A 23899-nucleotide genomic window follows, 5' to 3' on the forward strand; every position below is an offset into this window, starting at 1 on the left:
TTTAAAGGATTAAAAACAAATGACCTACTTCTATTATAGAAACAATCTAGCAATCCGTCAATTTTGTGCAGCCTAAAAAGTTATTATCCGAATAATTTGTTGGTTCTTAAGGAGATAGACAAATTTTTTGGATGAATTGTTCGAAAGTTAGCTCGTAGTACAACTATTTTCTTATGTTGCCCTTACTATTATAAAGAAAAATAAGTTGTTCAATGGAACGATGATCGCTCATTAATTAAAAAAAGGGAATTAGTTAAACATATGCTTTTATTAGCCTATTAGGTGGAAACAACCTAAATGTATTCTACAAATTAACTATGGGGCTATAGATTTTTAAAAAAATAAGTGGTCCGAATGAAAAAATCAGAGCAATAAAGTCAACCTTATCATGACCTAAAGGTGAAATTTAGTCCTGTTGAATAGATTATATATGTATGAACCGAAAAGCAGCATACTTTTTTGAACTTTTCATTCGGCAGCTATCTTCTATAATTGATAATCAATCGAAACCAGCGATAGGGTATTTAAGGTAATTTAAAAAGTGACGAATAAAACTTAATTGGACCAACTTACAGATATTATCGATAAAAAATGTTAGAATGTTTAAGATGAATTAAAATGTTTGATAGAGGAAAGTGGAGATAAACGATGAAAGAATTAAAAGTACAGAATTTAACAAAAACCTATGGCGAAAAAGTATTATTCGATGAAATCAACTTCTCAATTATGGAAGGCGAAAGAATCGGTCTAATTGGTGTGAATGGTTCTGGAAAAACGAACCTTCTAAATGTGATCACTGGAAAAGATAGTGGTGAAAAAGGCAGTATCCAGAAGCCGAAAGATTACACTATCAGTTATTTGATGCAGGAACCAGATCTAAATCCGGATAAATCAGTTTTTGATGCTGTTTTTGAAGGAGACTCACCTATTTTAGCAGCCGTTAGAAACTACGAGAAAGCATTAGACCTATTGATAGCAGATCCAATGGATGAAAAATACCAAAATAGATATTCTAGAGCTGAACAAGCAATGAATGATGAAAATGCTTGGATCGCTGATACAAACGCAAAAATGATTTTGAGCAAATTGGGAATCATTGATTTAGAGCAATTGGTAGGAACGTTATCTGGTGGACAGAAAAAACGAGTTGGCATAGCACAAGTATTGATACAAGAACCCGATTTGTTGGTTTTAGATGAACCGACCAACCACTTAGACTTTGAGACGATCACTTGGTTAGAAGGCTATTTAAGTTCTTATAGAGGAGCACTATTACTTGTAACTCATGACCGTTATTTCTTGGACCGGATCGTTAACCGTATGGTCGAATTGTCCCATGGTAGTGCGACATTTTATACAGGGAACTATGAACAATACGTTATCGAAAGAGCCGAAAGACAAGAAGCCGCAGTGGTCGCTGACCATAAGAGAAAACAAATGTATACGAAAGAATTAGCATGGATGCGTACAGGTGCAAAGGCACGATCAACAAAACAACAAGCTAGGATCGGACGATTTAAAGATTTAGAAGACAATTTGAATCAATCTAATTTAGACGAATCAGTTGAAATGAATTTAGAAGGTTCTCGCTTAGGAAAAAGAGTATTCGAGTTGAAAGATGCATCGCTTAATTTAGGTGGAAAAGTAATTTTGGATCACTTCAACATGATGATCCAAACGAAGGATCGAATTGGGATCAGTGGTGAAAATGGAGCTGGTAAATCAACTTTCTTAAATACTTTAGCAGGAAGATTCCCATTAGATTCAGGGGAAATAGTTGTAGGTGAAACGGTGAAAGTTGCTTATTTCACGCAAGTCATTGAAGAGATGGATCCTACTAAACGGGTTATTTCCTACCTACAAGAAGTTGGAGAAGAAGTTGAAACATCTAATGGTGAACGAATCAGTGTGACAAACTTACTGGAACAATTCTTATTTGAACGCCAAACGCATGGTACACTTATCGGTAAATTATCTGGTGGAGAAAAAAGACGATTGTATCTATTGAAGTTATTGATGCAACAACCAAATGTATTGCTGCTAGATGAACCGACAAATGATTTAGACATCGCAACGTTGACGGTATTAGAAGATTACATCGAAACTTTCCCTGGAGCGGTGATCTCAGTTTCCCATGACCGTTACTTCTTAGATAAGACAGTGGAAAAATTACTGATATTTGATGGTAATGGAAAAATCAGACCATTTTATGGAAGTATTACAGACTATATAGAGGAAGAAAAAGAAAAAAAACAAGGCCGTTCTGTCCAAAGCAGTGAGCCAAGTGAAAAATCTAACACACAACCGGAATCACCCACTGAGGATGGAAAAGTGAAATTAACATTTGCAGAACAAAAAGAGTGGAGCACAATTGAAGAAGAAATGTTCAATCTTGAAAATAAAATAGAAGCTATAAAAAAAGAAATGTCGAAATCTGGCAGTGATTTCAGCTTACTGCAAGAACAACAAGAACGATTAGCGGCTTTAGAAAAAGAGTTGGAAGAAAAAATGAATCGTTGGGAATATTTAAGTCAATATTCAAATGATTAATTTATAGGAGGTAAAGTCGTGGAATCAGAATATTTAAATTTAGGAAAAAAAGTCTTAGAAGAAGGTCACGAAAAGACCGATCGAACAGGAACAGGAACGAAAAGTCTTTTTGGTTATCAAATGCGCTATGATCTTCAGAAAGGATTTCCTTTGCTAACAACTAAAAGAGTGCCATTTAGTTTGATCAAAAGTGAACTACTATGGTTTATTAAAGGCAATACAAATATTCAATATTTGTTGCAGCATAATAATCATATCTGGGATGAATGGGCTTTTGAACGTTTTGTAAAAAGTGACGATTACTCAGGACCAGACATGACTGATTTTGGTAGAAAAGCTTTAACTGATTCTGACTTTAACGCTGTCTATCAAGGAGAAAAAGAAACTTTTTGTAATCGTATTTTAGAAGATGAAGCATTCGCTGCTAAATACGGCGAACTTGGCAATGTGTATGGAGCTCAGTGGAGAAAATGGAAAACGACCCAAGGGGAAACAATTGATCAATTAAAAGAGGTTATCCAGCAAATCAAAACGACGCCAGACTCAAGGCGTTTGATCGTATCAGCATGGAATCCAGAAGACGTTCCTAATATGGCGTTGCCTCCTTGTCATACGTTATTTCAATTTTATGTTGCTGATGGAAAATTAAGCTGCCAATTGTATCAACGAAGTGCAGATATCTTTTTAGGTGTGCCATTTAATATTGCGAGCTATGCACTATTAACACATTTAGTAGCGCATGAGGTTGGTTTAGAAGTTGGAGAATTTGTTCATACGTTAGGTGATGCACATTTGTATTCAAATCATTTTGAACAAATGAAAAAACAACTAGCAAGAGATGCTAGGGATTTTCCGACGATCGCATTGAATGAATCAAAGACTAGTATTTTTGATTTTGAGATGGATGACATACAAATTAAAGGATATGATCCTCATCCAGGAATAAAAGCTCCAATAGCTGTTTAATCTGAAGAGAAAGTAGGAAACGAAATGATTGCTTTTTTATGGGCTCAAGATAAAAATGGAGCGATTGGATACCAAGGAACTTTGCCTTGGTATCTGCCAAATGACTTGAAGTTTTTCAAGCAAATGACATTAAATAACGCTGTCGTAATGGGCAGAAAAACATTTGAAGGAATGAATAAACGCCCTTTACCTAATCGTATCAATATCATCCTTACAACTGATCGCAGTTATCAAGCCGAAGGGGTCAAAGTCATGCACAGTCGAGAAGAAGTACTCGATTTTGCTAAAGAGTACTCAGGAGATACCTTTATCACTGGCGGAGCAAATGTATTTAGTTTCTTTATGGAAGATGTGGATGTATTACACCGCACCATGATTGAAGGCGAATTTAAAGGAGATACGTTCATTCCTGAAATAGACTGGAAAAAGTGGAAACTAGTTGAAACAGAAGAAGGTATTGTTGATGACCGCAATAAATATCCTCACGTTTTCGAAACGTATAGACTAAATGACAAGTAAGTAAATACGTTAGGCACCTCATATGAAGATATATACGAAAAATGGAGAATCTGGTATACTATTTTCATATATTAACAAGTAAAGGAGTTTTTCTCATGAAAAAAGGACGGTTAATTGTCATTGTCTTCCTTTTTTTAATCATAGGCAGCATTTTTATTGCAACCCTACTAACAAACCCATTTCAAAGTAATTTATCTAATAATGATAAAAATACGGAAATAAAAAAAGAATCACTTCACATTGTTGCAATCGGAGATTCTTTAACAGAGGGTATTGGGGATGCTACTAAGGGTGGAGGGTATGTCCCAATAGTTGCTGACTTGTTAGAAGAAACGGATGTTTATAAAGAAGTAACTACTAGCAACTATGGGAAAAATGGAGATCGAAGCGACCAAGTCTTGAAACGTTTTCATGAAAGTAAGTCCATCCAAGAAGATATCGCATCGGCCAATATAGTCGTTCTCACGGTAGGTGGAAATGATATTATAAAAACCTTTAAGCAAGTTTTTTTAACCGCTACGGAGGAAAGTTTTATCCTCCCTGAAAAAGCATACCAGGTGAATTTAAGAGCTCTTTTGGCTGACTTTAAAAAACTAAATCCTAAACTTGAAGTATATGTTTTTGGTGTTTATAATCCTTATTATGTTTACTTTCCTGAGATAACTGAAATGCAAAATATAGTAGACAAATGGAATAAAACAACTCAAGAAATAGTAAATGAAACGGATAATGCTACCTTCATTTCTACCGTGGACTTATTCAATCCGACAATAAAGCAAGATGAAGTAAAAAATATATTAATGGATGAAGAAAATTCTGATGGATCAGAAATCAATAATCCTTATTTGTATGAAAAAGATTTATTTCATCCTAATAAAGCTGGATATGAATTGATGGGAGAGGTATTGTTTCAAGCTATTGAGGCTGAGTAAAGAGGAATCTGAAGAAATTAGAAGGGCGTTTTTATGGAAATAAAAAGAGACCAAAAAAAGAGCAAATTGAATGGATGGAAGTGGGCTTTTCTTGTGCTGCTTTCGATTGTTGTTGGAATGGGTATATGGTTTTTTACTCAATTGACACCGGTTATGATAGGGGAACCAAACCTAGAAACAAGAGATAATAATGAAGAAGTAATGTTTCAAGTGTCCACAGAAAAAGAGGATATCAATCAATTGGTAGCCTCGTATCTTAAGAATGAAAAAGTAGTAAAAGGCCCGGTCAATTATCAGTTTAGATTAGAAGATCAAGCTCAATTAGTTGGAACATTTCAACTTTTTGGTCAAGATGCACAATTTCAGTTGTTTTTGGAGCCTTATGTAATGGAAAATGGTAATCTCCAATTTAAAGCCACAAGTCTTTCAATCGGGAGATTCAACATACCCATCACCTTTGCGATGAATCAAATTAAGAATCAATTAAATGTTCCAGATTGGGTAGCAATCGATAGTGAACAAGAAACAATCGTATTCAATCTGAATGAATTCACTTTAGAAAGTGGTATGCATTTTTCGGTCGATAAAATCGATCTAGCTGAAAATGATATTCGAATCAACGCCTATATGCCTACTGATTAGTTATGAATAAGAACAGGAAAGGATGAGGTTTGTGAAAGATACTGCGATATTTGCGGGAGGCTGTTTCTGGTGTATGGTTTCGCCATTTGATGAGCAGCCGGGGATAGAAAAAGTTATTTCAGGATACACAGGAGGACATATTGTTGATCCTACTTATGAAGAAGTTTTGACTAAAACAACCGGGCATACTGAAGCTGTTGAAATAACCTTTGATCCATCTGTTATTTCTTATGAAGAATTGGTAGAAATCTATTGGAATCAAACCGATCCAACCGATGCTATGGGTCAATTTCAAGATAGAGGAGATAATTACCGTCCTGTTATTTTTGTGTTAAATGAGAATCAAAGAATCAGCGCGGAGAAATCAAGACAAGAATTAAGCGAAAGCGGAAAATACAAAAATCCTATTGTTACCGTTATCGAAGAGGTCCAACCTTTTTATCCAGCTGAAGAACAGCATCAAGAGTTTTACCAAAAAAATCCAGAAAAGTATGCTCAAGAGCAAGAAGAGCGACTGCATTACCAGCAAAGTAAAGAGAGGAATTAGTTCAATGCAACGTCCATTTTATCATTATTTAATGACTGAAAGAGATCCGCATAAAAGAGATGTTGTTACCTTATTCGCAAATGCTGTTTATCTAGATGATAGTTTTCCTAAACAGTCAGAAGATTACCATGAAATCAGTCACTATTTAGAATTAAATGGCTCATACTTAGAAGAAATGACAACTTTTGACAAAGCTTGGGAAATTTATTTAGATAAAGACAACTAAAAGCAAACAACTTACAAAACAATTAGGAGGAAATAATCATGAGTGTACACATTGAAGCTAAAGAAGGACAAATCGCAGAAACGGTCTTGCTGCCAGGAGATCCATTAAGAGCAAAATACATTGCAGAAACTTTTTTAACAGATGTAGAACAATACAATCGTGTGAGAAATATGTTCGGCTATACAGGAACTTATAAAGGCCGACGTGTTTCTGTTCAAGGAACGGGTATGGGCATTCCTTCTATGATGATTTATGCTGAAGAATTGATCACGGGTTACAATGTGAAAAATTTAATACGCGTAGGGACTGCTGGTGGAATGCAAAAAGACGTCAAAGTGCGTGATGTTATCTTAGCTCAGGGTGCGACAACTGATTCTGCTATTGTAAAAAATACATTTAATAATCAAGTTCAATTCGCTCCAATTGCTGATTTTGATTTACTAAGAACAGCCTATGAAATTGCTGTTGAACAAGGAATGAAAGTTAAAGTAGGAAATATCTTATCGGCTGATCGTTTTTATAATGCTGAACTAGATAAAAAGAAATTAGCTGATTATGGCGTATTAGCTACCGAAATGGAAGCAGCTGGTCTATATACACTAGCAGCTAAATATAATCGTCGAGCTCTAGCAATCCTAACGATAAGCGACCACTTGATTACTGGAGAAGAAACTTCTTCAGATGAGCGCGAAAAAACATTTAATGATATGATGATCGTTGCGTTAGAAACGGCTTTAAAATTTTGATAGAAATCAAAATCTGATTTTTAGTTGGATGGTTGAACAATCACAAACCTTGAGTTAAATTGAAAGCAGAGAGGAACCTTACAATTGGAGAATGAACCAAAAAAAGATGAAAAACAAAAGGGAATCAAACCTTGGGCCTATGGCGCTTCTCTCATAGTAGTTGCTGCACTTTCAATTGGTGGGACCGTTGCTGTTACGAATGCAAATGATGGTAAAGATGAACAAGTTCAAAATCAACTAAATTCCTCAGAAGCTAGTGTAGAAATGAACGCGGAAGATTTTGAAAAAATTCAAGCAGTTTATGACACTTTGATGACGGATTATTATCAAGGTGTTGAAGAAGAAACCTTAATTGAAGGGGCCATCACTGGTATGACCGAAGCTGTCGGAGATCCATACACACAATATCTTGATGTAGAAGAATCCTCTTCCTTAGATGAAAGCATCTCAGCATCGTTTGAAGGAATCGGTGCAGAAGTGATGAAGCAAGGAGATAATGTTATGATTGTTTCTCCTATTGCAGGATCACCAGCCGAAAAAGCAGGCTTACAACCTAACGATATTATTTTAAAAGCTGATGATCAAGAATTAACGGGTATGACTTTAAATGAAGCTGTCTCTTATATTCGTGGTGAAAAAGGTTCCGAAGTTACATTGACTATTAGGCGTGGCGAGTCTACTTTTGAAGTGAAAGTAGTCCGCGATACGATACCAGTTGAAACAATTATTTACCAGTTAGACGAAGAAAATCCGACGATTGGGTATATTGCGATCACTAGTTTTTCTTCACCAACGTACGATGATCTGGTGGCAGCCATAAAAGACTTAAGAGAGCAAGGTGCAGAATCCTTTGTTTTCGATGTCCGACAAAATCCAGGTGGTTTATTGAATGCAGGATTGAATATTTCTAATCTATTTCTAGAAGATGGAGATATTATTTTACAAACTCAAGAAAAAGATCAAGAACCGGTTTCAATTGTCGCTGATGATGCTACAATGGGTGAGTTTAAAGTTACTGAGCCATCCGTTCTATTAGTGAATGAAGGAAGCGCCAGTGCCTCTGAAATTTTAGCAGGTGCGGTCAACGAATCTGGAAATATTAAATTAATCGGAACACAAACGTTTGGTAAAGGAACGGTCCAAAATGTCGCTGCATTTGATGACAGCAGTGAACTGAAGATAACGATTGCCAAATGGTTAACACCAAGTGGTAAATGGATCAATGAAAAAGGAATTACGCCTACTATCGAAGTGGCCTTACCGGAATATACAAATTTATTGATAATCGATGGTTCAAAATCGTATCAATTGGGCGATGTTTCTGAAGAGGTTGAAAATTTAGAGAAAGTACTAGATGCATTAGACTATTCTACAGGCGCCATTGATGGATACTTCGATGAATCGACACAGGATGCTGTCCGACAATTTCAAACTGACAAAAATCTAACTATTGATGGTAAAGTAACAGGTGAGACGGCTACTCAACTGATCGAATCATTAAGAAAGCTGATCGATGAAAATGATACCCAATATGAAGCAGCGATAAAAGAGTTGCAATCAACTAAATCTAGTAAATAAGATAATAGTGATCAATAAACTAGAACTCCTAGAACTTACTAAGGAAGAGAGGTAGGAATTTTCTATCTCTCTTTCTTAGTAAATGCGGCCTTAAATAAATAGTTATTTTTAAAAATTTCTTGTATGATAGAATAAATAGATAGTTTGGAGCGAATAACATGGAAAAAAAGTCTTGGGAGGAGTTTTCTTGGGAATGGTTTAAAGCTCTAATATTAGCCGGATTGATTACTGTTTTATTGCGAAATTTCATCTTTATTCCCATGACTATTGAAGGTTCGTCTATGATACCGACATTTCAACAGAATGATCAAATTATTGTCAATACAATATTTGATGTAGAAAGATTTGATTTAGTTGTATTTTACGATTCATCAAACCGAACTCTTGTAAAAAGGGTCGTTGGTTTGCCGGGTGAAAAAATCCGATATGAAAATGATCAGCTTTATATAAATGATGAAGAAATTGAGGAAGAATTTTTAGATAATGATTTAGTTAACAATGCTGGAGGTATTTGGACATCGGATTTTACTTTAGAAGAGTTGACCGGTACTCAGGTGATATCAGAAGGTGAATATTTTGTGTTAGGCGACAATCGTAGATCAAGTAATGATAGCCGGTACTTTGGGAGTATTCCAGTAGATTCGATTATTGGAGAAACGTCTTTTATTTATTATCCCTTTGATCGCATGAAGACTGTCCAATAAATAAAGAAAGTAGGGAGAAACAATTGAGTAAAATTAATTTTTCTGATGGTCAAAATCAGCCAGAAACATCTTTTGAACCAAGAAAGTCACGTCATACTTCTCCAAGTCAAAAACGCAAAGAAAATAAAAGTCGTGGGAGTGAATTTTTAAGTACATTACTATATTTTGTAGTAGCATTGATTATTTTTCTACTCATTCGATATTTTTTATTTGCTCCAGTAAGTGTGGATGGTGAGTCTATGGTTCCTACTTTAGAAGATCGAGATCGGTTGATTTTAAATAAAATAGACTCTATAGATCGTTTTGATGTTGTTGTTTTCCCTGCTCCTGATGATCCTGAAAAACAATATATTAAACGAATCATAGGACTTCCAGGCGACACTATTCGTTATCAAGATGATGCTTTGTATATCAATGGAGAAAAAGTAGAGGAAGAGTATTTAAAAAGTTCTGTAGAAGAAATGTCTACGGGAGGCAACTTTACAGAAGACTTTTCACTAGCCTCTAAAACAGGTGAAGAAACGGTTCCTGAAGACAGTTATTTCGTGATGGGCGATAACCGTCAAAATTCAAAGGATAGTCGTGTTTTCGGATTTGTAGATGCTACTACCGTCAGCGGAACAGCCATTCTTCGTATTTGGCCGCTTGAAGAATTTGGTACAATAGAAAATGATTAAAAAGGAAATAAGAAAAAGACTATAAGCAAGCTGTTCTTTTTTTGTGTAAATAGAAAGGTGAAAAAATATGAATATTCAATGGTTTCCAGGACATATGGCAAAAGCGAGACGCCAAGTAACAGAAAAAATAAAACTAGTAGATATTGTGTTTGAACTCGTTGATGCAAGAATTCCACTATCAAGCCGCAATCCAATATTAGATGAAATAATTGGAGAAAAACCTAGGGTCATTATTTTAAATAAAAGTGATTTAGCTGATCCTATTCAAACAAAAAAATGGGTAGCTTATTTTAATGAACAAGGAATAGCAGCAGTCCCTATTGTTGCGCAAGAAGGTAAGGGCATGAAACAACTTATGGAAAAAGCAAAAGAAATTTTGCAACCAAAATTTGATCGAAGAGCTGCTAAAGGAATTAAGCCTCGTGCAATTCGAGCAATGAGTATTGGGATCCCTAACGTTGGGAAATCGACCTTAATTAATCGCTTTATAAAGAAAAATGTTGCGATAACAGGTAATAAACCCGGAGTGACAAAAGCACAACAATGGCTAAAACTAGGCAAAGAATTGGAATTACTCGATACTCCAGGTATTCTTTGGCCAAAATTTGAAGACCCAGCAGTCGGAGAAAAATTAGCGTTGACAGGTGCAATCAAAGATACTATTTTGCAGATGGATGAAATTGCGATGTATGGAATAGGCATAATGAAAACTTATTATCCAGAAACATTTGCTAAACGATTCCTTTTAACTAAAGAAGAATTAGAATTAGGAACACCTGAACTGCTAATGCTGATCAGTGAACGAAGAGGTTTTCGAGAGGACTACAGCCGTGCAGCAGAAATGTTGATCTATGAAATTAGAAGTGGTAAAGCAGGACGATTCACGCTAGATATTGCTCCGGTTTCTTTACCTAAAGAATAGGAGAACGAGAGTGGAAAAACCAATAACTATTGCGGCAATAAAAGATCTTTTGACATCAATTACAAACCCAGCTGATGAACGATTGGTCCAGATCAAAAATGATTCACGTAAAGGTGCTATAAATGCTTATAATGCTTGGGAAAATCGGTTGAAAAAGCAGCAATCGATTCTTGAAAAACAACAAGAGATGCTTCAAATCGAGCACTATTTTTGGGGAAAAGGGACCCAGTATATTGCTGGAATCGATGAAGTAGGAAGAGGGCCATTAGCTGGACCTGTTGTGGCAGCTGCTGTTATATTGCCGATTGATTTTGCTGTGTTAGGGATCAATGATTCCAAGCAATTATCTAGTGCAAAACGAGAATCATTATTCGACCAAATCCAAGAATCAGCGATAGCTATTGGTGTTGGGATAAAAGACCATCAAGTGGTTGATGAAGTAAATATATACCAGGCAACTAAATTAGCAATGATCGAGGCTGTACAACAATTACCTAAACAGCCAGAACAACTGTTGATCGATGCCATGCATTTGCCTGTTAGTATACCCCAAGAAAGTTTTATTAAAGGAGACGCCAAAAGTTTGTCTATTGCTGCAGCCAGTATTATTGCTAAAGTAACAAGGGACAGAATGATGGCTGACTATGATGAATTATATCCTGGATACGGTTTTTCTAAAAATGCTGGTTATGGAACTAAAGTTCATTTAGAAGGTTTACAAAAACATGGCGCATGCCCAATTCATAGGAAAACATTCGCCCCTGTAAAAAATATATTGAAGTAAATAAAACTTTTAAAGTTACCAAGAATATAAAAAAAACGAATGAACAGGAGTTTGCTCCTGTCCATTCGTTTTTTATTATTGGATATGGCTACGATATAGGCCAATGACTTTGCCTAAAATAATAACCTCATTAAGTAGGATAGGGCTCATTGTGTCATTTTCAGGTTGTAGTCGATAATGATCTTCTTCTTTGTAAAATCTTTTACAAGTCGCTTCATCGTCAACAGTCATAGCTATGACAATATCGCCATTATTAGCAGTGCCCTGTTTACGAATAATAACCTCATCGCCATCAAAAATACCTGCGTTGATCATGCTTTCTCCTCGAATAGTCAACATAAACAATGATTCATTTTCAAATTGTAAGTTTGGAGGAAGAGGGAAATAATCTGTTGCTTCCTCTACCGCTAATATTGGTTCGCCAGCTGTTACAGTTCCTAATAAAGGAATTTTATCTAACGCAATGCCCAATTTAGTTAAACCTGATGCTGTTAATTCAATTGCTCGCGGTTTACTAGGATCCCGTTGGATATAACCATTTTTTTCTAAGCGGGAAAGATGGCCATGAACTGTTGAGGTAGAAGATAATGAGACAGCCGTTCCGATTTCTCTAACAGTTGGAGGATAACCTTTTAATTTAACTTGATTATATATATATTGCAAGACTTCGACTTGTCTTGATTCCGGATTTTTACCCATGATAGATACAAACACCTCGTTTCTTTTTTTATCATTTTAAGATTACCATATATGGCACAACAAATCAAACAAACGTTCGTAGCTAAAGATGATAAAAGAATGTTTTTTTTAAAGAAGTTTGTTATAGTTGAACAAGAAAATAAAAATAATGTTGGAGTGATTAAATGTTGCCAAAAGAACAAATTGAAAGAATAAATGCTTTAGCTAATAAATCGAAAACAAAAGGCTTAACTATACAAGAACAAGTGGAACAAAAGAAATTGAGAGATGCTTACATTGAAGCCTTTAGGGGTGGAATGAAAAAAACAATTGAGGGTGTAAAAATAGTCGATGAAGAAGGTACTGATGTAACTCCGGAAAAATTGAAAGAAATACAAAAAAATAAAGGCCTACATGGGAGATAAAAAAGTTGTTCGTCAGTGTGGTGAGCAACAAATTATCCCAATTAGTACCATTCGCTCCGTGAAAGCGTTGCACTTGGAGTGAAATAATAGTAAACTAATAGGGTACTATAAGATAGTTCAAATTGAAAGGATGATTTTTTTGTTTGATAACGTAGACCAATTAGCAGTAAATACAATAAGAACACTAAGTATGGATGGCATACAAAAAGCCAACTCCGGACACCCAGGTTTACCTATGGGAGCTGCTCCAATGGCTTACACATTGTGGACAAAACAATTAAAAGTGAATCCAAAAAGCTCAAAATGGTTCGATCGTGACCGTTTTGTATTATCAGCTGGACATGGTTCAATGTTATTATACAGCTTGTTACACTTAGCTGGATATGACGTTAAAATAGATGATTTAAAACAATTTCGTCAATGGAACAGTAAAACACCTGGACATCCAGAAGTTAATCATACTGATGGAGTAGAAGCGACAACTGGCCCCTTAGGACAAGGAATCGCAAATGCTGTAGGTATGGCTATGGCAGAAGCTCATTTAGCTGCTACTTATAATAAAAAGGGACACTCAATTGTTGATCACCATACATATGCTTTGTGTGGAGATGGCGATTTAATGGAAGGCGTTTCAGCTGAAGCTGCTAGTTTAGCTGCTCATTTGGGACTTGGAAAATTGGTTGTTCTGTATGATTCAAATGACATCTCTTTAGATGGACCAACATCTAAATCCTTCACTGAAAATGTAGGAAAACGTTTTGAAGCTTATGGTTGGCAACATATTCTTGTAAAAGATGGCAATGATCTAGATGAGATCAACACAGCCATTGAAGCTGCAAAAACTGAAACAGAAAAACCTACTTTGATCGAAGTTAAAACTATTATTGGATTTGGTGCTCCTAATGCGGGAACACATAAAGTTCATGGTGCACCACTTGGAGCAGAAGGAATTGAAGCTGCTAAAAAAGCATACGGATGGGAAGGCGAAGATTTCTTTGTTCCTACTGAAGTAGCTGACCGTTTTAAAGAAACAATGATCGAAAAAGGCGCTAAAGCTGAAGAAGAATGGAAAGCAGCTTTTGAAGCTTACCGTACTGATTATCCAGCACTAGCAGAACAATTTGAATTAGCTTTAAGCAATGAATTACCAGCTGATTGGGATGCTGAATTACCATCTTATGATGTTGAAGATAATGCATTAGCTTCTCGTGTTACAGGTAGCCAAGCGTTGAATGCTATCGCTAAAAAAGTTCCTTATTTCTGGGGCGGATCTGCCGATTTATCTTCATCTAATAATACAATGATAGCAGACGTTAAAGATTTTAAAGCTGGCCAATATGAGGGAAGAAATATTTGGTATGGCGTTCGCGAATTTGGTATGGCAGCTGCTATGAACGGAATCGTCTTGCATGGTGGTACTAGAACTTATGCTGGGACATTCTTCGTATTTACTGATTACCTGCGTGCTGCCGTTCGTTTAGCAGCTATTTCTAATTTGCCTGTAACCTATGTGTTCACACATGATTCAGTTGCAGTTGGGGAAGATGGTCCTACTCATGAACCAGTTGAACAATTATCTAGTTTACGTGGTATGCCTAACCTATCGATCATCCGTCCAGCAGATGGAAATGAAGTTGTCGCTGCTTGGGAATTAGCCGTAACATCAAATGATCACCCAACAATGTTAGTCTTATCTCGTCAAAACTTACCTGTACTGCCGGGAACTAAAACTGGAGCGCGTACGAATGTTGCTAAGGGAGCCTATGTTATTTCAGCTCAAGCTGGCGAAAAACCAGAAGGTATTTTATTGGCATCTGGTTCAGAAGTTGCTTTAGCTATTGAAGCTCAAAAAGCTTTGAAAGAAAGCGGACAAGATGTTTCAGTTGTTTCGGTCCCAAGTTTTGATCTATTCGAAAAACAAGATCCAGCATACAAAGAAAGTGTTTTACCAAAAGAAATTCGTAAACGTGTGTCTATTGAAATGGGAGCGACATTTGGCTGGGAGCGTTATGTTGGCCTAGATGGAGCTACAATAGGTATCGATAAATATGGTGCAAGTGCACCCGGAGCAACCGTTATTAAAAATTATGGTTTTACAGTCGAAAATGTCGTAGAAACATTTAATAACTTATAAAATAGGGCCCTGTAAGTTGAAATTTTTACTTACAGGGCTTTCTTTTGTTTATATTTGTCATGAATTATGACTTTTTAGTGTAAGAAATAGAATTTTAGTTTATTTTTTTACTATTATTTAGTACAATTAAGTCTTGAGAGGTTTGAAAGGAGTGAATAAAAAATGAATTTAGGTCTTGCTATTTTTTTAATTATTTTAGCTTTGGTTGGTGGAGCTGTCGGTGGATTCTTCATCGCTAGAAGATACATGATGGATTATTTCAAAAAAAATCCACCTGTTGACGAAAATATGTTGCGTATGTTAATGATGCAAATGGGACAAAAACCATCAGAGAAGAAAATTAAACAAATGATGTCGTCAATGAAAACACAAACGACAAAAACGAATAAAAAAAAATAAGCGTACATCAAAGCTTATGATAAAAAATTGTGAGCAGGTGATTATCTGCTCGCAATTTTTTGGTTAAATAGGAGCAATCAAAGAAGTGGGGAAAAGATAAAAAAAGATCAAAAATCAGCTTTTTTAAAACAATAGATGAAAGCGCTTGTTAATGAAGACACAGCTATAAGGACTGCAGATGTAGTGTTAGCTGGAAATTGTCCTTGATTGCTTTAATTCAATTGTTATATCTCTTGTTTTAGATTTTAAGCTGTGCCAACAGTCCAAAAGAAAATAAGTGGCAATTTTAGTATAAATGATCGAGGCCAATGGAGTATCTTAGAGTTAAAGGATTTAGTAATAAAAAAACAATCCGAAAATTGATATCCACTATGACAGGCGTGGATTATAAAATAAACGTCTCAATTAATAAAAAGAAAGCAAAAGTCGCTAACGACTTTTGCTTTCTTTTTATTTCATATTAGGGTAATCGTACTTAAATGAAGGATCTATTTCTAAATCTAATTGATCAAAGGCTTGTTGAATCTGTTTGTCGATCAAAGCTAAATTTTCTTTTGAAAGTTTAATTTTAGGATCTATATTGATTGGATCACCAAAACGAATCGTTACTTTTTTTCGTTTTAAAATTCCGCCTAACTTCGTAGGTCCTTGATAAACGGCTGGAACGATCGGAACACCGCTTAATTTAGCAATCGTGGCTGCTCCACCTTTTATTTCGTTAGAATGTCTTGTTCCAGTTGGAAAAATCATTAAACTTAAATGTCCGTTCTTCAGGATTTTAACAGGTGTTTTAATAGCACTGGGTCCTGGATTAGCACGATCTACCGGAAAGGCGTTTGCATGTCTAATGAACCAACTTAGGATAGGATTTTGGAACAGCTCTTTTTTTGCCATAAATGTAAATTGTTTAGGACTAGCAGCTATAGCTAAATACACAGGGTCGATCCAAGTTCTATGCGGTGCTACTAAGATATAAGATGTATCAGTTGGCAGCTTGTTACGATTTTCGTAATGTGCATTGCCATTTAAAATAGCTAATAAAAAGCGTAAAGTACCACGTAAAATTTTATAAAACAAATTCATTCAACCTCTCATTAGTTCGTTTTTCTGGAGCATTTTTATAATAATAGTATGATTCATATCTGGTATTTTAGCAAGTTATTTCTGATCTATCAAATACAGAAAAGAAATAAGGAGAAAACTTGCAGGAATGAAACGACATAATCGATTAGGTTTAAAAGAAAAATTTTCTTTTTTAGCTATAATGACGTACAATAGAGAGATAGAAAAAAACGTGCTTTTAAAAAAAAAAATTATAAAAAGCAAGAAAGTAGGGGAATGTTGAATGAAATGGAGTATACCAGAACGCGTTATTGAGCAAGGAAGAGAATATGTTGCAGAAAAACGCGTCCTTTCAGTCAACTCATTTTTAGATAAGAAAATATGGTCTGCCGAAGTTATGGGGAGTGATATTTTTCATGTTGAATTAGATGGTTCTACAAAAGAAGATGATTTTTGTGAATGTCTTTATTGGAAAAATCACGGATACTGTAAACATACAGTTGCTGTTGAGTTGGAGTTGAGAGATAGAAAAATTAGTCGGGTCATGACAGCTGAAAATGCTAAACAAGTTGCTGTTGATTCTCCAAATCCAGGCCAGGAACTAACGGAATCATTTACTCGTATATTTTTGAATGAAAACAGAAAAAAAACGACTGTTTCTAAACAAAAACAGTCATTGAAATTAGAATACAGAGTTGAAATCAAACCAATGACTACAGCGCTCATAAGATCTTCATTTGACGTGTTTGCTCTTAGTCTTAAAGCCGGAATAGATAAGATGTATATCGTAAAAGATTTACCTTTATTTTTAGAAAGCTTTATCAAAAAAGAAACTATTGAGTTGAAATCGGGTCAAGAAATCAATTTTAAAGATATTTCTATTGAACAAGAAGACAGTGAGATTCTGGCAGATTTGTATAAGCAACATAGATCTATCCAATTGATTTCTGGAGAGCATAAAGATGCAAAATCTCTGTTAACAAATAACCGCTATTTGGTCCTAATGACTGCTTTAGCAGAAGAAACTATCCAAAAGCTGCAAGATAGTGGAAATTTACAATTTGCTGCAAAAACAATCACTTATAAGTCAATGATGTTTGTAGAAGAAAAAATGCCTTTTTCTTTTGATATCTCACAAAAAAGCGGCACTGTCACTTTATCTATAACCAGTTTAGCAGATAGTCATTTGAAAGAATACGATTGGTTTGTTTCTGACAATATCGTTTTTAAACCTTCTCTAGAACAGATGCGTGCATATCGTCCGCTGCAACAATTTTTGCAACGGTATGATGGTGATAACATCACCATAGAATCTGCTGACATGCCTGATTTCACTGCGTATGTTATGCCATTGCTTGTGAAAATAGGGAACGTCTCTATTGATGATCAATTGAAAGAATCTTTTGTACAAGAACCCTTACTAACATCTGTTTATTTTGAGTACCATGATGAGGCAGTACACGCCACTGTTGAGTTCAATTATAAATATATGATCCTATCTACAGATCCTTCTAAAAATCAGCTGCCAGAAGAAGGCGTTCAAATTATTAGAGACAGTGAAAAAGAAATGAAAATCATTAATCAACTAACTGGATTTGATTACCACCGAACAGAAACTAATTATACTAAACGAATGGTTCGGGATGATGAATTTTATGCATTATTTACGAAAGAAATTCCAACCTTAGAGTTAGATGCTACGGTTTATGTGGATGACTTGTTAGATAGTATGTTCTTAAACCAGATAGATCCAGAAACGATCATTGATGTGCAAAAGGAAGGGTCTTTTTTAGATGTCCGTTTTGATATCAAAGGAATCACTCCTGAAGAAGTAGATGATGTATTAAAAAGCTTAATGGAAAAAAAAGCTTTTCATAAATTTGATAATGGGACTATTCTTTCATTAGAATCAGAAAGTTTTAAACAGGTTAGTGATGTATTAAACGAATTGAGAGTTACTAAAAAATTTCAAAATGGTGGGATTCAATTACCGAGCTATCGAGGACTTGAGCTAAATGAAAAATTTTCAATGGATGAAAAAACAAAAGGTACGGTTTCAAAAAAATTTAAAAATTTGATCCATGATTTGAATTTTCCAGAAGAGTTTGAAGCCGATGTTCCTAAGTCGTTGAATGCAGAGTTGAGACTTTATCAAAAAACTGGATTTCAATGGTTGAAAATGCTATCTAAATATGGATTTGGCGGCATTCTAGCAGATGATATGGGGCTTGGAAAAACGATTCAGGTGATTACTTATATGTTATCTGAAATTGAGGAAAAAGGGCAAAATGATCCTTTCCTTATCGTTGCTCCAGCTTCGTTGATTTATAATTGGCATTATGAAATTGAAAAGTTTGCACCATCTATTGAAAGTATCGTTATTTCAGGTACAGCAGAAGAAAGAATGCAATTAATTGAAAATGTTAAACCAAATCAGGTTTTGATCACATCATATCCTAGTTTTAGACAAGATGTCATCCACTATAAGCGATTTGCTTTTAGTACATTGATTTTAGATGAATCGCAAATGGTTAAAAATCATAATACCAAGACTTCCCAGGCGTTAAGAGACCTAACTATTAAAAAGCGATTTGCTTTGAGCGGAACACCTATAGAAAATAAAATAGAAGAATTATGGGCTATTTTTCAATTGATCATGCCTGGATTTTTCCCTTCAGTCAAAAAATTTAAAACACTGCCAAATGAACAAATCGCTAAAATGATTCGTCCATTTGTATTGAGACGAATCAAGAAAGATGTTTTAAAAGAATTGCCTGATAAAATTGAAACTAACTTGTACAGTCAAATGACTAAAGAACAAAAAACAGTCTATCTTGCTTACTTACAAAGGATTCAAGAAAGTGTAAACAGCATGAATGGAGCAGAATTTAAAAAGAATAGAATCGAAATTTTGGCTGGTTTAACTCGTTTAAGACAAATTTGTTGTGATCCTAAATTATTTATTGATGATTATGAAGGCGACTCTGGAAAACTTGAACAGCTAAAAGAAACGGTCCAGACTGCGAGAGAAAATGGCAGACGTATTTTGATCTTTTCTCAGTTTACTTCGATGCTTGCAATCATCGAGAAAGAATTAGCTGAACAAAAAGTTGAAACATTCTATTTGAGCGGTCAAACAAAACCAAAAGAACGCATTGAAATGGTCAATCGATTCAATGCAGGAGAAAAAGATGTCTTTCTTATCTCACTTAAGGCTGGTGGCACAGGTTTAAATCTTACAGGTGCGGATATGGTCATTCTTTACGATCTATGGTGGAATCCGGCAGTTGAAGAACAAGCAGCAGGAAGAGCTCATAGGATCGGACAGAAAAAAGTTGTCCAAGTTTTACGGTTAATTGCTGAAGGAACAATTGAAGAGAAAATCGATCAATTACAGCAAGAGAAAAAAGCATTGTTTGATCAGATCATTACTGAAGATGGCTCTATTCAAAAAGAGGCAAGTCAATTATCAGAAGATGATATTCGTGAAATATTGAATATTGGAATGTAATAAGAAATAAAAAACGAAGGTTAGGCTTGATATTTTTAAATATATGGTATACAATTATTCACAGTGCTAATAGCACTAAAAATTATTTCACACTTCAAAGGATGTAAAGGACGGTGCTTGATCAATCAAGTCTCCTTACAGTTGAATTTGAAGGAGGAAAATAAAAAACCAATGGAGGAAATATATCATGGCAGTAATTTCAATGAAACAATTGCTTGAAGCAGGAGTACATTTTGGTCACCAAACACGTCGTTGGAACCCAAAAATGAAACGTTATATCTTTACAGAAAGAAATGGTATCTATATCATCGACTTACAAAAAACAGTTAAGTTAGCTGATACAGCATACAACTACATGAAAGAAGTATCTGAAAATGGCGGAATCGCTTTATTCGTTGGTACTAAAAAACAAGCACAAGAAGCTATCAAAGATGAAGCAACTCGTGCTGGACAATACTTTGTAAACCACCGTTGGTTAGGTGGAACATTGACAAACTGGGATACTATCCAAAAACGTATCAAACGTTTGAAAGCAATCAATAAAATGGAAGAAGACGGAACTTTTGATGTCCTTCCTAAAAAAGAAGTAGGGATCTTGATCAAACAACGTGACCGTCTTGAAAAATTCTTAGGTGGTATCCAAGATATGCCAAGAATTCCAGATGTAATGTTCGTTGTTGACCCTCGCAAAGAACGTATCGCAATCCAAGAAGCACACAAATTAAACATTCCAGTAGTAGCAATGGTTGATACTAACTGTGATCCAGATGAAATCGATGTTATCATCCCATCAAACGATGACGCTATCCGCGCTGTTAAATTGATTACTTCAAAAATGGCTGATGCTATGATCGAAGGAAATCAAGGTGAAGATGAAGTTGTTGAAGAAACATTCACACCTGAAGCACCTGTAGCTTCTGAAACTGCTTCAATTGAAGAAATTGTTGAAGCTGTTGAAGGAAAAAACGCTGAATAATTAAATTAGCAACACTATACAAGGCTGTCTCGAGTAGGGAGAAGTGAAAAGCGACTTTTTGCGAAGCGGCGTCATTTCTTTCTTGACGGGTCAGTCTTTTTTTGTGAAATTTTATCTAAAAAAGAATAATGTAATTTATTAGGAGGAAATATAGAATGGCAAAAGTATCAGCTCAACTAGTTAAACAATTACGCGACATGACTGGCGTAGGAATGATGGACGCTAAAAAGGCATTAGTTGCTGTTGATGGAGACATCGACGCTGCAGTAGATCATTTAAGAGAAACAGGAGTAGCAAAAGCTGCTAAAAAAGCTGACCGTATTGCTGCTGAAGGTCTAGCTGGCGTATACGTAAACGGAAATGTTGGTTCTATTACAGAAATCAACTCAGAAACTGACTTTGTTTCTAAGAATGTACAATTCCAAAAATTAGTTAAAGATGTAACTGAAGCAGTTGCTGAAGGAAATCCAGAAACAGTTGAAGACGTTAAATCTCTTAAAGCAGGAGACGGTACGGTAGAAACTGAAATATTAGCAGCAGTAACTAAAATCGGTGAAAAAATCGAATTACGTCGTTTTTCACGTGTTGAAAAAACTGACGCAGACGCTTTTGGAGCTTACATCCACATGGGCGGACGCATTGCTGTATTAGTCGTTCTGGAAGGAACAACTGATGAAGATGCTGCTCGTGATGTTGCTATGCATATTGCAGCTAGCAATCCAAGATACGTTTCTAGTGATCAAGTTTCTCAAGAAGAAATCGACCATGAAACAAAAATCTTAACTGAACAAGCTTTAAATGAAGGTAAACCAGCTAATATTGTTGAAAAAATGATCAAAGGCCGTATGAACAAATATTTAGCAGAAATTAGTTTAGTAGATCAACCATTTGTTAAAGATCCAGATCAAACAGTTGGTCAATATATTGAATCAAAAGGCGCTGTAGTTAAATCGTTTGTACGTTTTGAAGTTGGCGAAGGAATTGAAAAACGAGAAGAAAACTTTGCTGAAGAAGTTATGAATCAAGTTAAAAAATAGAAGATTCATAGAAAAAGGAACGCAACAATTGCGTTCCTTTTTTTCTAGCGATTTTATTGGTTCTACGTTAAATGGTATGGATACTTCAAAATGAAATTTCTTCTGGGATGATCAGGTTTGTTTGCCTAGAGCACTTTCTTTAAAGTTGTAATCAACCCTATTCTTCAAAAAAATTGGGTGAGTAATTGGATCAAAACTATCAGCACTAAAAATTATAGACCCTTTTTATTAGAATCGGTCAGTTTTGAAAGCTAATTAATTGGTGAGATAGATGTGCAGTCCAGAAAGATTTCCACTTAGCAATTTCAATTAATAGAACCAGTACAAGGTCTATCTTTTAATGAAGTTTTCGTCAGAGTATGGTAAAATAATAAAAGTGAATGAGCCAATGGAGGGAAATTTAAATGATTGAACCAAAGTATAAACGTATTGTTTTAAAACTAAGTGGTGAAGCCCTAGCAGGTGACACAGGATTTGGAATAAAACCACCAACAATAAAAGAAATTTGTCGAGAAATTAAAGAAGTAAAAGAATTAGGTGTAGAAATTGCTATTGTTGTCGGAGGCGGAAATATTTGGCGCGGTCAAATTGGTTCTGAAATGGGTATGGAACGAGCACAAGCAGACTACATGGGTATGCTAGCTACAGTGATCAATGCTTTGGCATTACAAGATTGTCTTGAAAATGAAGGAGTACCAACGCGAGTACAGACATCAATCGAAATGCGTCAAATCGCTGAACCGTATATCCGTAGAAAAGCAGTGCGTCATTTAGAAAAAGGAAGAGTTGTCATTTTTGCAGGTGGAACGGGAAATCCTTATTTTTCAACAGATACAACATCTGCTTTAAGAGCAGCAGAAATTGATGCTGATGTGATATTAATGGCTAAAAATAATGTTGATGGTATTTATTCAGCAGATCCAAAATTAGATAAAACAGCTACGAAATTTGAAGAATTAACGCATTTAGAAATCATCAATAAAGGTTTGCAAGTGATGGATACGACAGCAAGTTCATTGAGCATGGATAATAATATTCCATTGGTTGTGTTCAATTTAAATGAAACAGGAAATATAAAACGTGTTGCATTAGGTGAAACTATTGGAACAACTGTTAGGGGGAAATAACGATGACAAATACAATTTTACAAACAGCAAAAGAAAAAATGGTTAAAACAGAAGCAGCTTTACAACGTGAATTGGGAATGATTCGTGCAGGCCGTGCCAACGCAGGTCTATTAGACAGAATCAGCGTGGTCTATTATGGAGCGCCTACACCCTTAAAACAATTAGCTCAAATTTCAGTTCCAGAACCTCGTGTTCTAATGATCACACCGTTTGATAAAACATCGATCCCTGATATTGAAAAATCAATTATGCAAAGTGATATCGGAATTAATCCTGCAAATGATGGAAATGTCATTCGCTTAGTAATTCCACAGTTGACTGAAGAACGCCGTAAAGAAATGGCAAAAAAAGTTGGTAAGGAATCTGAAAATGCTAAAGTTTCTGTTCGTAACATTCGTCGCGAAGCTATCGAAGAATTAAAAAAAGCTGAAAAAAATAACGAGATTACTCAAGATGATTTACGTACTCTTGAAGAAGATATACAAAAAATTACTAATGAGAGTGTTAAAAATCTTGATGTTATAGCTACTGAAAAAGAAAAAGAATTATTAGACGTATAATTAAAGGATAAGCAAGTAAAGGATCGGGGCCTATTGTTCTGATCCTTTTTTTGTATTTTTGACTGACTATGCAATAGGATAGTTTGAAAATAAATTAAATTTTTTTATTTGGATCTTTATAACATAGAAGAGCGCTAAGGAGAAAAAGGACAGTTAAAAAGGGTTACTGCCCTTAGATGAGGAGACAATAACCCTTT

At 35.3% G+C, this 23899-nt stretch carries 23 protein-coding genes; 21 read left to right on the top strand and 2 right to left on the bottom strand.

Annotated elements, in window-relative coordinates; translation table 11 throughout:
- Positions 1–648 precede the first annotated feature (648 nt).
- The 13 genes from BR50_RS10770 to BR50_RS10830 all read left to right on the top strand — a co-directional run bounded on the left by BR50_RS10770 (position 649) and on the right by BR50_RS10830 (position 11793).
- On the top strand, positions 649–2550 hold the full coding sequence (locus tag BR50_RS10770) for an ABC-F family ATP-binding cassette domain-containing protein (protein ID WP_034548567.1): 1902 nt from the start codon (positions 649–651) through the stop codon (positions 2548–2550).
- 18 nt (positions 2551–2568) lie between these two features.
- The gene (locus BR50_RS10775; RefSeq protein ID WP_034548568.1) at positions 2569–3516 is read left to right on the top strand and encodes a thymidylate synthase; all 948 of its coding nucleotides are present in this window, start codon (positions 2569–2571) and stop codon (positions 3514–3516) included.
- Positions 3517–3540: 24 nt separating this feature from the next.
- Positions 3541–4035: a dihydrofolate reductase gene (locus BR50_RS10780; RefSeq protein ID WP_034548570.1), complete on the top strand. Its 495-nt coding sequence runs from the start codon at positions 3541–3543 to the stop codon at positions 4033–4035.
- Positions 4036–4130: 95 nt separating this feature from the next.
- Complete coding sequence (locus BR50_RS10785; RefSeq protein WP_034548571.1) at positions 4131–4967, top strand: SGNH/GDSL hydrolase family protein; 837 nt, start codon at positions 4131–4133, stop codon at positions 4965–4967.
- A gap of 33 nt (positions 4968–5000) precedes the next feature.
- Positions 5001–5609 (top strand): YpmS family protein, encoded by a 609-nt coding sequence (locus tag BR50_RS10790; RefSeq protein ID WP_034548572.1) that lies wholly within the window; start codon positions 5001–5003, stop codon positions 5607–5609.
- A gap of 31 nt (positions 5610–5640) precedes the next feature.
- Complete coding sequence (gene msrA, locus BR50_RS10795; RefSeq protein ID WP_281247042.1) at positions 5641–6156, top strand: peptide-methionine (S)-S-oxide reductase MsrA; 516 nt, start codon at positions 5641–5643, stop codon at positions 6154–6156.
- Between the two features lie 4 nt (positions 6157–6160).
- The gene (locus BR50_RS10800; RefSeq protein ID WP_034548576.1) at positions 6161–6382 is read left to right on the top strand and encodes a YozE family protein; all 222 of its coding nucleotides are present in this window, start codon (positions 6161–6163) and stop codon (positions 6380–6382) included.
- A gap of 38 nt (positions 6383–6420) precedes the next feature.
- Entirely contained in the window at positions 6421–7128 is a 708-nt protein-coding gene (gene deoD, locus BR50_RS10805; protein WP_034548578.1) for a purine-nucleoside phosphorylase, read from the top strand.
- Between the two features lie 84 nt (positions 7129–7212).
- The gene (locus BR50_RS10810) at positions 7213–8706 is read left to right on the top strand and encodes a S41 family peptidase (RefSeq protein ID WP_034548579.1); all 1494 of its coding nucleotides are present in this window, start codon (positions 7213–7215) and stop codon (positions 8704–8706) included.
- A gap of 158 nt (positions 8707–8864) precedes the next feature.
- Positions 8865–9410 (top strand): signal peptidase I, encoded by a 546-nt coding sequence (gene lepB, locus BR50_RS10815; protein WP_034548581.1) that lies wholly within the window; start codon positions 8865–8867, stop codon positions 9408–9410.
- A gap of 23 nt (positions 9411–9433) precedes the next feature.
- Positions 9434–10087: a signal peptidase I gene (gene lepB / locus BR50_RS10820; protein ID WP_034548583.1), complete on the top strand. Its 654-nt coding sequence runs from the start codon at positions 9434–9436 to the stop codon at positions 10085–10087.
- A 67-nt stretch (positions 10088–10154) separates the two neighbouring features.
- Positions 10155–11009: a ribosome biogenesis GTPase YlqF gene (gene ylqF, locus BR50_RS10825; RefSeq protein ID WP_034548584.1), complete on the top strand. Its 855-nt coding sequence runs from the start codon at positions 10155–10157 to the stop codon at positions 11007–11009.
- Positions 11010–11019: 10 nt separating this feature from the next.
- Positions 11020–11793: a ribonuclease HII gene (locus BR50_RS10830; protein WP_034548585.1), complete on the top strand. Its 774-nt coding sequence runs from the start codon at positions 11020–11022 to the stop codon at positions 11791–11793.
- 75 nt (positions 11794–11868) lie between these two features.
- Here BR50_RS10830 and lexA read toward each other — a convergent pair whose 3' ends face one another.
- Positions 11869–12492 carry a transcriptional repressor LexA gene (gene lexA / locus BR50_RS10835; RefSeq protein WP_034548586.1) on the bottom strand — a complete coding sequence of 208 codons (624 nt, stop codon included), beginning with the start codon at positions 12490–12492 and terminating at the stop codon, positions 11869–11871.
- 164 nt (positions 12493–12656) lie between these two features.
- On the opposite strand from lexA, the gene BR50_RS10840 reads away from it, so the two are divergent.
- From BR50_RS10840 to BR50_RS10850, 3 genes are all read left to right on the top strand, one after another.
- The gene (locus tag BR50_RS10840; RefSeq protein ID WP_034548588.1) at positions 12657–12896 is read left to right on the top strand and encodes a DUF896 family protein; all 240 of its coding nucleotides are present in this window, start codon (positions 12657–12659) and stop codon (positions 12894–12896) included.
- 130 nt (positions 12897–13026) lie between these two features.
- Positions 13027–15030, top strand: a complete 2004-nt coding sequence (tkt, locus tag BR50_RS10845; RefSeq protein WP_178377447.1) for a transketolase — start codon at positions 13027–13029, stop codon at positions 15028–15030.
- A gap of 162 nt (positions 15031–15192) precedes the next feature.
- The gene (locus BR50_RS10850) at positions 15193–15429 is read left to right on the top strand and encodes a YneF family protein (protein WP_034548590.1); all 237 of its coding nucleotides are present in this window, start codon (positions 15193–15195) and stop codon (positions 15427–15429) included.
- A gap of 450 nt (positions 15430–15879) precedes the next feature.
- On the opposite strand, the gene BR50_RS10855 is transcribed toward BR50_RS10850, so the two are convergent.
- Entirely contained in the window at positions 15880–16506 is a 627-nt protein-coding gene (locus tag BR50_RS10855; protein ID WP_034549169.1) for a lysophospholipid acyltransferase family protein, read from the bottom strand.
- A 268-nt stretch (positions 16507–16774) separates the two neighbouring features.
- Between BR50_RS10855 and BR50_RS10860 the strand changes: the two genes are divergently transcribed.
- The 5 genes from BR50_RS10860 (at position 16775) to frr (ending at position 23702) form a co-directional block, all read left to right on the top strand.
- Entirely contained in the window at positions 16775–20002 is a 3228-nt protein-coding gene (locus BR50_RS10860; protein WP_034548591.1) for a DEAD/DEAH box helicase, read from the top strand.
- A 187-nt stretch (positions 20003–20189) separates the two neighbouring features.
- Entirely contained in the window at positions 20190–20978 is a 789-nt protein-coding gene (gene rpsB / locus BR50_RS10865; protein ID WP_034548592.1) for a 30S ribosomal protein S2, read from the top strand.
- 155 nt (positions 20979–21133) lie between these two features.
- Positions 21134–22015, top strand: coding sequence for a translation elongation factor Ts (tsf, locus tag BR50_RS10870; RefSeq protein WP_034548593.1), 882 nt, complete (start codon positions 21134–21136; stop codon positions 22013–22015).
- Positions 22016–22419: 404 nt separating this feature from the next.
- Entirely contained in the window at positions 22420–23142 is a 723-nt protein-coding gene (pyrH, locus tag BR50_RS10875; protein WP_034548595.1) for a UMP kinase, read from the top strand.
- A gap of 2 nt (positions 23143–23144) precedes the next feature.
- Positions 23145–23702, top strand: coding sequence for a ribosome recycling factor (gene frr / locus BR50_RS10880; RefSeq protein ID WP_034548596.1), 558 nt, complete (start codon positions 23145–23147; stop codon positions 23700–23702).
- The last annotated feature ends 197 nt before the right edge of the window (positions 23703–23899 follow it).

Origin of the sequence: Carnobacterium alterfunditum DSM 5972 (assembly GCF_000744115.1) — a bacterium.
In the GTDB taxonomy this organism is placed as follows: Bacteria; Bacillota; Bacilli; order Lactobacillales; family Carnobacteriaceae; genus Carnobacterium_B; species Carnobacterium_B alterfunditum.

Bases quoted from the DNA above. Each gene is read 5' to 3' on its own strand.
- BR50_RS10770 (WP_034548567.1), top strand. From the start codon at position 649: ATGAAAGAATTAAAAGTACAGAATTTAACAAAAACCTATGGCGAAAAA.
- BR50_RS10780 (WP_034548570.1), top strand. From the start codon at position 3,541: ATGATTGCTTTTTTATGGGCTCAAGATAAAAATGGAGCGATTGGATAC.
- BR50_RS10785 (WP_034548571.1), top strand. From the start codon at position 4,131: ATGAAAAAAGGACGGTTAATTGTCATTGTCTTCCTTTTTTTAATCATA.
- BR50_RS10790 (WP_034548572.1), top strand. From the start codon at position 5,001: ATGGAAATAAAAAGAGACCAAAAAAAGAGCAAATTGAATGGATGGAAG.
- BR50_RS10800 (WP_034548576.1), top strand. From the start codon at position 6,161: ATGCAACGTCCATTTTATCATTATTTAATGACTGAAAGAGATCCGCAT.
- deoD (WP_034548578.1), top strand. From the start codon at position 6,421: ATGAGTGTACACATTGAAGCTAAAGAAGGACAAATCGCAGAAACGGTC.
- lepB (WP_034548581.1), top strand. From the start codon at position 8,865: ATGGAAAAAAAGTCTTGGGAGGAGTTTTCTTGGGAATGGTTTAAAGCT.
- ylqF (WP_034548584.1), top strand. From the start codon at position 10,155: ATGAATATTCAATGGTTTCCAGGACATATGGCAAAAGCGAGACGCCAA.
- lexA (WP_034548586.1), bottom strand. From the start codon at position 12,492: ATGGGTAAAAATCCGGAATCAAGACAAGTCGAAGTCTTGCAATATATA.
- BR50_RS10840 (WP_034548588.1), top strand. From the start codon at position 12,657: ATGTTGCCAAAAGAACAAATTGAAAGAATAAATGCTTTAGCTAATAAA.
- tkt (WP_178377447.1), top strand. From the start codon at position 13,027: ATGATTTTTTTGTTTGATAACGTAGACCAATTAGCAGTAAATACAATA.
- BR50_RS10850 (WP_034548590.1), top strand. From the start codon at position 15,193: ATGAATTTAGGTCTTGCTATTTTTTTAATTATTTTAGCTTTGGTTGGT.
- BR50_RS10860 (WP_034548591.1), top strand. From the start codon at position 16,775: ATGAAATGGAGTATACCAGAACGCGTTATTGAGCAAGGAAGAGAATAT.
- rpsB (WP_034548592.1), top strand. From the start codon at position 20,190: ATGGCAGTAATTTCAATGAAACAATTGCTTGAAGCAGGAGTACATTTT.
- tsf (WP_034548593.1), top strand. From the start codon at position 21,134: ATGGCAAAAGTATCAGCTCAACTAGTTAAACAATTACGCGACATGACT.
- pyrH (WP_034548595.1), top strand. From the start codon at position 22,420: ATGATTGAACCAAAGTATAAACGTATTGTTTTAAAACTAAGTGGTGAA.
- frr (WP_034548596.1), top strand. From the start codon at position 23,145: ATGACAAATACAATTTTACAAACAGCAAAAGAAAAAATGGTTAAAACA.